11 protein-coding genes are annotated in these 11,600 nt (G+C 73.7%); 2 read left to right on the plus strand and 9 right to left on the minus strand.

The window, feature by feature from the left end:
• Nucleotides 1–19: 19 nt before the first annotated feature.
• Entirely contained in the window at nt 20–901 is an 882-nt protein-coding gene (locus tag ACWENQ_RS32430) for an SAM-dependent methyltransferase (RefSeq protein WP_452417610.1), read from the plus strand.
• Between the two features lie 333 nt (nt 902–1,234).
• On the opposite strand, the gene ACWENQ_RS32435 is transcribed toward ACWENQ_RS32430, so the two are convergent.
• On the minus strand, nt 1,235–2,470 hold the full coding sequence (locus ACWENQ_RS32435) for a hypothetical protein (RefSeq protein ID WP_452417612.1): 1,236 nt from the start codon (nt 2,468–2,470) through the stop codon (nt 1,235–1,237).
• Between the two features lie 336 nt (nt 2,471–2,806).
• Here ACWENQ_RS32435 and ACWENQ_RS32440 point away from each other — a divergent pair, with 336 nt between their 5' ends.
• Nucleotides 2,807–3,184: a TetR/AcrR family transcriptional regulator gene (locus tag ACWENQ_RS32440; protein ID WP_452417613.1), complete on the plus strand. Its 378-nt coding sequence runs from the start codon at nt 2,807–2,809 to the stop codon at nt 3,182–3,184.
• On the opposite strand, the gene pcaDC is transcribed toward ACWENQ_RS32440, so the two are convergent.
• The 8 genes from pcaDC to ACWENQ_RS32480 form a co-directional block, all read right to left on the minus strand.
• Nucleotides 3,069–4,157 (minus strand): bifunctional 3-oxoadipate enol-lactonase/4-carboxymuconolactone decarboxylase PcaDC, encoded by a 1,089-nt coding sequence (gene pcaDC, locus ACWENQ_RS32445; protein ID WP_452417804.1) that lies wholly within the window; start codon nt 4,155–4,157, stop codon nt 3,069–3,071. The two genes, ACWENQ_RS32440 and pcaDC, sit on opposite strands and share 116 nt — an antisense overlap.
• Before the next feature lie 2 nt (nt 4,158–4,159).
• Nucleotides 4,160–5,524: a 3-carboxy-cis,cis-muconate cycloisomerase gene (pcaB, locus tag ACWENQ_RS32450; RefSeq protein WP_452417614.1), complete on the minus strand. Its 1,365-nt coding sequence runs from the start codon at nt 5,522–5,524 to the stop codon at nt 4,160–4,162.
• Nucleotides 5,511–6,047 (minus strand): protocatechuate 3,4-dioxygenase subunit alpha, encoded by a 537-nt coding sequence (pcaG, locus tag ACWENQ_RS32455; protein ID WP_452417616.1) that lies wholly within the window; start codon nt 6,045–6,047, stop codon nt 5,511–5,513. Before pcaG ends, pcaB begins: the two co-directional genes overlap by 14 nt.
• On the minus strand, nt 6,044–6,784 hold the full coding sequence (gene pcaH, locus ACWENQ_RS32460; protein ID WP_449928221.1) for a protocatechuate 3,4-dioxygenase subunit beta: 741 nt from the start codon (nt 6,782–6,784) through the stop codon (nt 6,044–6,046). The genes pcaG and pcaH overlap by 4 nt, the downstream gene beginning before the upstream one ends.
• Before the next feature lie 9 nt (nt 6,785–6,793).
• Nucleotides 6,794–7,939 (minus strand): thiolase family protein, encoded by a 1,146-nt coding sequence (locus ACWENQ_RS32465; protein WP_452417618.1) that lies wholly within the window; start codon nt 7,937–7,939, stop codon nt 6,794–6,796.
• Nucleotides 7,940–8,158: 219 nt separating this feature from the next.
• Nucleotides 8,159–8,992: a sugar ABC transporter permease gene (locus tag ACWENQ_RS32470; protein ID WP_354912791.1), complete on the minus strand. Its 834-nt coding sequence runs from the start codon at nt 8,990–8,992 to the stop codon at nt 8,159–8,161.
• Entirely contained in the window at nt 8,989–10,389 is a 1,401-nt protein-coding gene (locus ACWENQ_RS32475; RefSeq protein ID WP_452417620.1) for an ABC transporter permease subunit, read from the minus strand. Before ACWENQ_RS32475 ends, ACWENQ_RS32470 begins: the two co-directional genes overlap by 4 nt.
• Nucleotides 10,386–11,600: a sugar ABC transporter substrate-binding protein gene (locus ACWENQ_RS32480; RefSeq protein WP_452417622.1), complete on the minus strand. Its 1,215-nt coding sequence runs from the start codon at nt 11,598–11,600 to the stop codon at nt 10,386–10,388. The genes ACWENQ_RS32475 and ACWENQ_RS32480 overlap by 4 nt, the downstream gene beginning before the upstream one ends.

The raw sequence follows: 11,600 nt of genomic DNA on the forward strand, positions 1-11,600 counted from the left end.
GATCATCCGGTATCAGGAAATGTCCCTGAAGCTGATCTCTCCGGGGCTGCTGTGCCGTTACGATCCTCAGCAACAGAGGAAGGGCGAGGGCGTGGAGCGCGACGGACAGCCGCCGGCGGTGATCGATCCCAGCACGCCGAGCGTGGCTCGCATGTACGACTACTACCTGGGCGGCAAGGACAACTTCCCCGCCGACAGGGCAGCCGCCGAGAAGATCATCGAGCTCGTGCCGAGCATCACCCGGATCGCCCGCGACAACCGCGACTTCCTCATCAGGGTCGTGCGCGTGCTGGCCGCGGCGGGTGTGCGGCAGTTCATCGACATCGGCGCCGGGCTGCCGACCAGGCAGAACGTCCACGAGGTCGCGCTGGAGGCCGCGCCCGACTCCAGGATCGTCTACGTCGACAACGATCCGATCGTGCTGGTGCACGCCAGGGCGCTGCTCGCCGAGACCCCGCGGACGATCGTGGTGCGGGCGGACCTGCGCGATCCCGCCTCGATCCTCGAGGATCCCTGGGTCCGCGCCCACATCGACTTCAGCCGCCCGGTGGCCGTGCTGCTGTTCGCCATCCTCCACTTCGTCCCCGGCGACAGGGAGGCGGCCGAGATCGTCGCCCGGCTGCGCGCCCCGCTGGTCTCCGGCAGCCATCTGGCGCTGTCGCACAGCTACGCGGGCGACCTGACGGGCGAGACGATCAGGAACGGCCGGTCGGTGTACCGCTCGGCCACCCCCGGATCCATCACGCCCCGCACGACCGAGCAGGTCGGCGCCCTCTTCACGGGCCTCGACCTGTTGGAGCCCGGTGTGGTGCCGATCGACGCCTGGCGCCCCTCGCGGCCCGGCGTCGCGGCCGACTTCGACAAGCCGGGCCTGCTCGGCGCCGTCGCCCGCCTCCCGTAGCGCGCCGGCCCTCTTCACAGGCGTCACCCGCCCCACCGCGCCTCCAGCCGTCTCTTCGGAGGCGTCACCGGCCCCACCGCGCCTCCAGCCGTCGCTTCGCAGGCGTCACCGGCCTCCCACGGGCCGTCAGCCGTCCCTGCGAAGGCCTCGCTCGCCTCGCCGGGCGCGGTCGGCCGTTTCTGTGAGGCGTCGCCCGTCTCCCACGGCGCGGTCGGCCGTCTACGCGGAGGCGTCACCGGCCTCCCACGGTGCACTTCGGCCGCTTCTTCGGAGGCGTCGCCCTCCTTCGTCGGCCAGCGTCTTCGAAGGCGTCGCCCGCCTTTTCGGGCGCGGTCAGCCGGTGGCCGGTTCCTCGGCGGCGGCCGGTGCGCCGAAGCCCGCCGCCACCCGGTGGCCCAGCGCGGGCGGCAGGGCCGGGAGCGCCTGTCTGACCTGCTCGGCGCCCAGCGGCCCGAACCGCCCGGCGTGTTTGAGCGCGAGCTGGGCGGCGCGGCCCTGCACCTCGTAGGAGCTGTGGTGGAAGGCGGTGCCGAGCGCCGCGGCGATCTCGTCCGGCTCGACGGCGCCCTGCCGTACGCTCTGGTCCAGCCAGGTCAGGCCGGTGCGGGCGAGACCGGCCTCGGCCCTGAACACCAGCCCCTCGACGGCCTCGGCCACGTGGCCGGGCTCGTGCCGGGGCAGCCGCCGCAGGTGACGCAGCGCGAGCTCGGCGACGGGCCCCGGCGCGGCGGGCAGCAGCCGCAGGTAGTCGCGGGCCCGCGCGGCCACCTCCGCCTCCTCGGGGGCGAGCAGCTCGTGCAGGCGGACGAAGAAGCGCAGGTCCTGGGCGGTGCCGCCGCGCAGGAAGCGGCGCACGCACCCGTCGAGCAGCACCTGCCTGTCGTCGGGTCTGCGCAGTCGGCGCAGCCACGGCGAGAGGGGTTCGATCCGCTCGTGCCGCAGCACCCTGCCGACCCCTTCGGCCTCGAACATCCGGGGCAGCAGCGCCGGCCACAGCGGATCGGCCCGCGGCCGCACCCCTTCCGACACCCAGGCGACGACCAGCGGATCGTGCTCGGGCGGCGGCGCCCCCGTGCTCCGCAGCAGCGCCAGCGCGAGCGGGGCGGCGACGTCCTGTGGGCCGCTCAGCCCGGCCGCCAGCCGTACGGCGAGGTCGGCCTGCCACGTGGCGGGCCGCTCGCCGAGCAGGCGGAGCAGGGGAGCCGGGTCGGCCGACACCACACGGCCGGAGAACGGCCGCCGGCGCGTCAGGTCGCGCCTGGTCAGCCAGGACGCCACCGCGGAGACGGCGCTGAGTGTGCCGGCCCCCGCCAGCCGCACCAGGTCGGGCCACCTCTCCCACGGCTCGACCGTGTCGTCCCAGACGTCGCTGGACCAGCGCGCCTCGTCCTTGGCCTCGCTGCGGGCGCGCATGACCGCGATGTGGCCGCGCAGCTCGCCGGCGACCCGCTTGCGCTCGCCGCCGTCGAGTGCGAGCAGGCGCCGGACGAGCGCGTCCGCGTTGCCCGCGTCGATGAGGTCGCGGATCTCGGCCCAGGCGGTGGAGGTGGTTCCCATGTCCTGCGTCATGGGTGGGAACCATAGAGATCGTCTCCGACAGAAACGGCGGGCGTGACACCCGTGTGAGGAGGGCCGGGACCGGTGTGAAGAGCGTGTGAAGAACGGGTCAGGCGGGCCGCCTGTTCGGCGCGGCGTTCGACGTCCTCGCCGAGGAGCCACTGCCGGAGGACTCCCGGTTGCCGCCCGCACCGGGTGTGGTGCCGACCCCGCAGGGCGAGCAAGGAGACGGCGCGGAAGGCGGCCCGGGGCCGGGGGGCGGAGCTCGCGCTACCCTTGCGGCAACCGGCCCGAGGAGGTAGACACCGTGACCCTGACCCTCTGCTCCGGCGCCAGGGTGGAACAGTGGTGAGAGCACCGGGACGGCCGCGCAGCCAGGAGGTCGACGCGGCCATCCTCGCCGCCGCGCTCGATCTGCTCATCGAGTGCGGTGCCAGCCTGACCAGCATCGAGCAGGTCGCCCAGCGGGCGGGGGTGACCAGGGCCACGGTCTACCGCAGGTTCGCCGACAAGACCGCGCTGCTGGTCCAGGCGATCGAGGCTCCCGTCCCGACACCGAGAGCACGGCCGACATCAAGGCCTACTTCGAGGCGGTGCTCAGGCAGCTGGGCTACCGGCCCTCCTCCTGAAGGACGCGCTGGGCGACGGCGAAGGCGGCGTTGGCCGCGGGCACACCGCAGTAGACGGCGCTCTGCAGCAGCACCTCGCCGATCTCGTCCGGCGTGAGCCCGTTGCGCAGCGCGCCCCGCACGTGCAGCGCCAGCTCCTCGGTGTGGCCGCGGGCCACCAGCGCGGTGAGCGTGACGCAGCTGCGGGTGCGCATGTCCAGCCCCGGCCTGGTCCAGATCTCGCCCCACGCGTACCGGGTGATGAGGTCCTGGAAGTCGCGGGTGAACGGGGTGGTGCGGGCGATGGCCCGCTCGACGTGCTCGTCGCCGAGTACGGCCCGCCGTACCTCCATGCCGCTCGCCCTGCCCAGGTGGGCCTCCAGCGCGGCGGTGACGGCCTCGGGACGGTCGAGGTTGGCCAGGTGGGCGGCGCGCGGCAGCTCGACCAGGGTGGCGTCGGGCAGCCCGTCGGCCAGTTCCCTGGCGTGCGCGGGCGGGGTCGCCGGATCGGCGCGCCCGGCGATGACCAGGACCGGCACGGCGATCCGCGCCAGCTCGGGCCGCAGGTCGTAGCCGGCCAGCGCGTCGCAGCAGGCGGCGTACGACTCGGGGTCGGTCGCGGCCAGGTCGTCGAGAAGCGCGCGGACGGGCGGGCCGGCGAACCAGCGGGCCGCCGCGCCCTCCAGCAGGGGAGCGGTGCCGTGCTCCCGCACCAGGGCCGCCCGCTCCCGCCAGCCGCCGGGCTCGCCGAACCTGGCCGACGAGCAGACCATGCTCAGCGTCGTCACCCTGCCGGGGTGGTGGAGGGCCAGGTATGCGCCGATCGCGCCGCCGAGCGAGATGCCCGCGTAGTGGAAGCGGTCCCAGCCGTGGTGGTCGGCCAGCCGCAGGACGAGGTCGGCCAGCCCCGCGACGGCGTCCACCCTGGCGGGCTCGCCGGCGCCGTGACCGGGAAGGTCGAAGCGCAGGACGCGGTGGCGGCGGGCGAGGGCGGCCACCTGGGGCTCCCAGACGCGCAGCGACGTGCCGAGAGAGGGACCGAGGATGATCGGGTGTCCGGCCGCGGGGCCGTCGAGCCGGTGGTGCGGCAGTGTCACGAGGTCTCCGGTGCCGGTGGCATGGCGGTACGGCGCGCGGTACGGCGCAGCGCCCTGTCGACGAGTTCGGGCGCCGAGCCGAGATAGGTCGCCGGATCGAGCAGGTCGGGGTCGGCCACCTGCCGCGGTTCCTGGCCCTCGGCCGGCTCCCTGCCGGCCATGGCGGCGACGCGCTCGGAGAGGATGCGGCCGCCGGTCGCCTCCAGATCGGCGCGCATGCGCTCGGGGTGGACGCGCAGGCCCTCGGCCAGCTCGGCGGCGTCGCGCGCGGCCCCGCCGACGACGCGCAGCAGCTCGCGCAGCGGCTGCCACTCGGCGTGCCAGGCCCCGGCCGGCCGCTCGTCCTCGGCGGCCAGCGAGCCGTACAGGACGGCCGCCAGCGGTGGCGCCTGGCGGGCGGCGGCGGCGATCCAGGTGGCGCGCACCGGGTTGTACTTGTGCGGCATGGCCGACGAGCCGCCGCCCGCCCCCTCCGACACCTCGCCGATCTCGGTGCGCGACAGGACCAGCACGTCCGCGGCGAGCTTGCCGAGCGCGCCGGCGGTGAAGGCCAGGGCGCCGCCCAGGTCGGCGACGGGGGTGCGCAGCACGTGCCACGGCAGCGCCGGCTCGGCCAGCCCCACCTCCTCGGCGAAGGCCGCGGCCAGCGCCATCCCGATGTCACCGGCGGGCGGCGCGGAGACGGAGGCGGCGGGGGATGCGGAGGCCGACGCGGCGGGGGACGCGGAGGGGGACAGGGCCAGCGCGTGCGCGTGGAAGGCGGCCATGGTCCCGGCCGCGCCGCCGAGCTGGGCGGGCAGCCCGGCGCGGACGGCCCGCAGGCGGTCGGCGGCGTCCAGCGCGAGCGCGCGCCAGCCCGCCGCCTTCAGCCCGAACGTCGTCGGCACCGCGTGCTGGGTGAGCGTGCGGCCGGGCATCGGCGTGGCGCGGTGCTCGGCGGCCAGCGTGGCGAGCGCGGCAGCCGTACGGGACAGGTCGGCGAGCACGTGCTCCAGCGCTCGGTGGGCGACGAGCATGAGCGCGGTGTCCATGATGTCCTGGCTCGTCGCGCCGAGGTGCACGTACGGCGCGCCCTGCGAACCGGCCGCCGATCTCAGGTCGGCGACCAGCGGGATCACCGGGTTGCCGCCCTCGCGGGCCCGCAGGACGAGCGCGTCCAGGTCGAACCGGCCGGCGCGGGCCGCCTCGGTCACCGCGCGGGCCGCCTCGGCGGGGACGGCGGGCAGCACCGACGCCCAGGCGCGGGCCAGCGCCGCCTCGGCGTCGAGCATCGCCCGCAGCACCGCCGCGTCGCCCGTCGCCGCCTCGGCGGGCGAGCCCGCGCGACCCGCCGACAGCAGCCCCCGATCAGCGGAAGTCAAGGAACACCGTCTCCCGCTCGCCCTGCAGCCGCACGTCGAACACGTAGACCCCCTGCCGCTCCTCCCGCGCCAGCAGCGTCTGCCGCCGCTGCGGCCCGAGCCCGGCCAGCAACCGGTCAGTCTCATCGAAGCGCAGGTAGGCGCGGGTGTACAGGTGGTGGCCGAGCCCGCGTGCGAAGACGCACACCGAGATGTACGGCAGGCCGGGAACCAGCGTGCGCAGCATCCAGTGGCCGTCGGCGTCGGTGGCGACCCGGCCGAAGCCGGTGAAGTCGAGCCCGTGCCTGCCGACGATCGCCCCGGTGACCGGATCGCGGCGCAGCGTGCCCGGCGCGCCGCGCAACCCGCCCGTGGGGTCGGCCTGCCAGAACTCCAGCAGCGCGTCGGGCACCGGCTCGCCCGCGCCGTCGTACACGTGGCCGTGGACGACGATGCCGCCGCTCGCCAGGTCGCCGCCGCCGGCGAACGGCAGCGCGTAGCCGTAGAAGGGGCCGACGGTCTGCGAGGGCGTGGGATGCGTCATGACTCCGTCCAGGTGGCAGAGGGACCGTCGAGCACGATGTCCCACCGGTAGCCGAGCGACCACTCCGGCACCGACAGGTCGTGGTCGTAGGCGGCGATCAGCCGCCGGCGCGCCCGCTCGTCCAGCACCGAGTTGAAGATCGGGTCGTAGGGGAACAGCGGGTCGCCGGGGAAGTACATCTGGGTGATCAGGCGCTGGGTGAAGGCCGTGCCGAACACCGAGAAGTGGATGTGCGCCGGCCGCCACGCGTTGACGTGATTGCGCCACGGGTAGGCGCCCGGCTTGATCGTGGTGAACGCGTACCGGCCGTCGTCGTCGGTCAGGCAGCGGCCCACGCCGGTGAAGTTGGGGTCCAGCGGGGCCGGATGGTCGTCGCGCTGGTGCGCGTAGCGGCCCGAGGCGTTGGCCTGCCACACCTCGACGAGCTGGCCGCGCACGGGACGGCCGGCCCGATCCAGCACCCGCCCGGTGATGGTGATGCGCTCGCCGAGCGGCTCGCCGCGGTGCTGGCGGGTCAGGTCGGCGTCCAGCGCGGTCACGTCGGTGACGCCGAAGACCGGCCCGGCCAGCTCGGCGGCTTCTGGGTCGTCGACCACGACCAGCGGCTGCCGCGGATGGCGCAGGGCGCTGCTGCGGTAGGGGGCGAAGTCGCGGGCGGCGTGGTGCAGCTCGGCGCCCTCCTTGAGATACGCCTCGTGCAGTTCGGCGATCTCCGCGGAGATCTGCTCTTGCGTCATGGGGGCTCCTCAGCGTTCCAGGACGACGGCCAGGCCCTGGCCGACGCCGATGCACAGGGCGGCGAGGCCGATGCCCGATCCCGCGGCGGCCAGCTGGTGCGCGACCGCGCCGGTGATCCTCGCGCCTGAGGCGCCCAGCGGGTGGCCGACGGCGATGGCGCCGCCGCGCGGATTGACGACCTCGGGGTCGAGCTCGGGCAGCTCGGCCAGGCAGCCGAGCACCTGGGCGGCGAACGCCTCGTTCAGCTCGACGACGGACGGCTCGCGGCCGCGCAGCGCCTTCCGCATCGCCTCGACCGGCGCCAGGCCGAAGTACTGGGGTTCGATCGCGCTGACCGCGCTCCCGGTGATCCTGGCCAGCGGTTCCCGGCCGATACGGGCCAGCCCCTGCCGATCGCACAGCAGCAGGGCGGCCGCGCCGTCGTTGAGCGGCGAGGAGTTACCCGCCGTGACCGTGCCGTCGTGCCGGAAGGCGGGCTTCAGCCTGGCCAGCGCCTCCATCGAGGTGTCGTCGCGGATCGACTCGTCACGTGTCACGTCGCCGACGGGCACGATCTCCCGCGTGAAGTCGGCCCGCGCCGCCTTCCGGTGGCTGGCCAGCGCGTAGGCGTCCTGGGCCGCCCTGGTGATCCCGTGCTTGTCGGCGATCAGCTCGGCGCCCTCCCCGAGCGGCACGGTCCATTCGGGCGCCATGCGCGGGTTGACCAGGCGCCAGCCGAGCGTGGTGGAGACCAGCTCCTGGTTGCCCGCGGGAAAGGCGCGCGACGGCTTGGGCAGCACCCAGGGGGCGCGGCTCATCGACTCCACACCGCCCGCCACCACCACCGACGCCTCACCGAGCGCGATGGCGCGGTAGGCCTGGATCACCGCCTCCATGCCCGAGCCGCACAGCCGGTTCACCGTCGCGCCCGGCACCCCGACCGGCAGGCCCGCCAGCAGGACGGCCATGCGGGCCACGTTGCGGTTGTCCTCTCCCGCGCCGTTGGCGTTGCCGAACACGACGTCGGCGATCGCGGCCGGGTCGAGGGCGGGGGAGCGGGCCAGCAACTCCCTGACGACGTGCGCCGCCAGGTCGTCGGGGCGGACGCCGGACAGCGCGCCGCCGTACTTGCCGATGGGCGTGCGGACCGCGTCGACGACGTAGACCTCGTTCACAGCCACGACGCTAGGGCGCCGGCCGCCTGACCGCACGCACCCGCTTCCGGTGAGCGGAAGCTGCCGCGCGCCCTCAGCCGCCATCGATCCGCAGGCGGAGCCGGCCGTCCTCCTCCCGCACCCGGGCATCGAGGACCGTGGGCCGGCCGTACGCGCCGACGGGGGTCACGGCGGCGCGGCAGAAGCCATGGGCGTGCCCTTCCCCGACGGCCTCGGGGGTCAGGTCTTGACCGCCCCGGCGGTGAGGCCGCCGGTGATGAAGCGCTGCAGGAACTGGAAGAGGACCAGCACCGGCAGTGCCCCGATCAGCGCGCCGGCCGAGAAGACGCCCCAGCTCTGCCCCAGCTGGTAGGAGACGAGCTGGTAGAGGCCGACGGCGAGCGTCTGCTGGTCGGGGTCGGTCAGCACCAGGCCGGCGATCACGAAGTCGTTCATGGTCGCCACGAACGAGAACAGCGCCACGACGACCAGGATGGGGCGCACCAGCGGCAGCAGGACCAGGAAGAAGACCTGGGCGTGGGAGGCGCCGTCGATCTGCGCCGAGTCGTCCAGGTCCTTGGGCACCGAGTCGAAGAAGCCCTTCATCAGGTAGGTGTTCACCCCGAGCGCACCCCCGAGGTAGACCATGACCAGGCCGAGCCTGCTCCCGAGGCCGAGCGGCGGGAACACCTCCTTGACGGCCGACAGCAGCAGGAAGATCGCGACATAGGCCAGGACCTGGGGGAACAGCTGGATGAACACCAGCCCGAGCAGCCCTGCCCTGCGCCCCCTGAACCGGAAGCGCGAGAAGGCGTAGGCGGCGCACGCCCCGAGGAACACCGACCCCGCCGCCGTGATCAGCCCGATCGCCATGGAGTTGGCGAACCAGCGGGGGAAGGGATGCAGCTCGTCGGTGAACAGCGTGGCGTAGTGATCCCACGTCACCGCCGCGAACAGGTCGTTCGACCCGGTCAGCGTGCCGCTGGGGTTGAGCGAGGCCGCGACCACGAAGACCAGCGGGAACAGCGCGACCGCCACGGCCGGCAGCCCGGCCAGATGCCTCCACGCTCTCATGCCGCCTCCAGCCGCCGTGCCCTGCGGAACCCGGCCAGCGAGACGGCGGCGATCACCATGAAGATCACGATGGAGACCGCGCACGCCAGGCCGTAGTTCCTGGAGGCGCCGCCGAAGGCCAGCTTGTACACCAGCGAGATCAGCAGGTCGGTCGATCCCACGTCGACCGGCGCGTTCGCGTCCCTCGGCCCGCCGCCGGTGAGCATGTAGATCACGTTGAAGTTGTTGAAGTTGAAGGCGAACGTCGCCACCAGCACAGGGGCGGTCGATGCCAGCAGCAACGGCAGCTTGATCGTCCGTAGCACCCGCCACGGCCCCGCCCCGTCCATCTGCGCGGCCTCCGACAGCGTGGGCGGGATCGCCTGCAGGGCGCCGGTGCAGATGAGGAACATGTAGGGGAAGGCGATCCATACGTTCACCAGCAGCACGCTCAGCTTGGCCAGCCACGGGTCGGACAGCCAGGGGACGCGGGCGCCGCCGAGCAGCACGTCGTTGACGAAGCCGTGGTCGGTGTTGAGGAGTCCCTGCCAGAGCAGCGCCGCCATGAACGCGGGGAACGCGTAGGGGAAGATCAGCAGCGAGCGGTAGATCCGGTGCCCGTCCAGGAGCAGCGCGAGCGCGAGCCCGAGGCCGAAACTGAGCGCCACCGACAGGGTCGCGAACACGAACGTCCAGGCGAGCACCTCCAGGAACGGCCCCCTGATCCCGGAGTCGGTCAGCACGCGGGTGAAGTTCTCATGGCCGACGAAGACCTTCCAGCCGGGGCTCAGGGCGCGCCCGTCGGCGGCGGTGAACGCGCCGCGCCCCGTGTCGCGGTACACGGTGGTCCCGTCGGTGATGCTTCCGGTGGCCGCGTCGTAGGTGAGCGTGGCCCGGTACAGCGTGGCCGTCATGCCGTCGGCGGTCTTGAGCGTGCCGCCGTCCGCCGGCTCGCGCAGCGCCGTGATCTCCGCCTGCCTGGCGACGATCTCGCCGTACGTCAGCGGCCGCCATCCGGCCGCCGGCCGGCCCTGCACCAGGAGTCCGAGGCGCCCGTCCCGCTCCATGACCCTGATCGGGTACGGCACGGCCCCCGCCACCTTCACCTCGCTGCCGGCCAGGATCGCCGCGACCGCGTCCGCCTTGCTCCCGTTGTGGCCGTCGCCGTAGTTGGTGAACGCCGCGTAGCCGGTGTAGAGGACCACGTACACCTGGTACACGAGAAGCAGCACGACGCCGGGCGCCAGGTACTTGGCGGGCACGGCCCGCCTGCTCAGGTAGATCCAGTTGATCGCCGCCGTCCCCGCCAGCAGGCCCGCGAACATCCACCACGACCGTTGCGCGCCGAGCGCCACCAGCCCGTACAGGGCCAGCGCGTCAGCGACCGCGAGCGGCAGCAGCCTCAGCGCGCGCTTCACGAGGAGCCGATCTTGGCGCGGATCTTGTCCCCGGCCTTCCTGGTCAGCTCCGCGGGGTCGCCCTCGCCGGCGATGATCGCCAGCTGGGACAGCCCCCAGTCGGCCCACACCGCGTCCATCTGGGGGACGTTGGGCGTGGGCACGCCTTCGGCGGCGGCCTTGGCGAACCCCGTCATGACCAGGTCGCCCGCGAGCTCGTCGCGCACCGACGTCATCGCGGGCGGGCGCCCTCCGGCCGCGTGCAGCGCCTTCTGCGCCTCCGGTGTGGCCAGGTAGTTGAGGAGCAGGTCGTTGGCCAGGATCGGGTTGGCGCTCTTGGCGCTGATGTAGAACCCCTGCACGCCCACGAACGGCCTGGCCGGCTCGTCTCCCGCCGGAGGCAGGGCATCCACCGAGAACGGCACGCCCGCCTTGACGACGGCCGGCGCGTCCCACGGCCCCGTGACCAGGAAAGGCGTCTCACCCCTGAGGAAGGCACTGGTCGCGATGTCCCCGGTCAGCGAGGTGGACACCGCCTTCCGCTGGGCCAGCTTCCGCAGGTACGCGGCGAACCGCAGCCCGCCCGCGTTGTCGATCTCCAGGTCGCCGCCCTCACCGAAGACCCGCGAGCCGAAGGAGGTCTGCAGGGCGTAGAGGTGGAACGGCGAGCCCGCCTTCGGATCGACGGGCAGGCCGACCGGGTGGACGGCCCTCCCCGCGGCCACCAGCGCCTTCCCCTTGGCCACCAGCTCGTCGAAGGTCCGTGGGGCGACGGGGACCAGCGTGTTGTTGCGCAGGACCGCCACGCTCTCGACCGCGTACGGCAGGCCGTAGGTCTGCCCCTGGTAGGTCATGCCGTCCAGCGCCACCTTCGAGAAGAGCGAGGCCTTGGCTGAGAGGTCGAGCGGGCTGACGACGCCGTTCTGGACGAGCTTGCCCAGCCAGTCGTGCGGGCCGACGATCACGTCAGGCCCCTGGCCCGAGGGCGCCTGCGAGACGAAGTCGTCACGCAGGTTCCCCATCGCCTTCTGCACGATCTTGACCTTGACACCGCGCTCCTTCTCGAACCGGGCGGCGATCCGCGTCAGCGGGGCGGCCCTGTCGTCGTCGGCCCACACGGTCAGTGTCGGTGTGGCCGCGGGCTTGTGCTCGGCCGCGCGTTCGTCCTGCGCGCAGCCGGCCAGAGCGCATCCGGACAGCAGGAGGGCGGTGAGGATGGGAAGGGTACGCAT

This window comes from Nonomuraea sp. NPDC004354 (assembly GCF_053602555.1).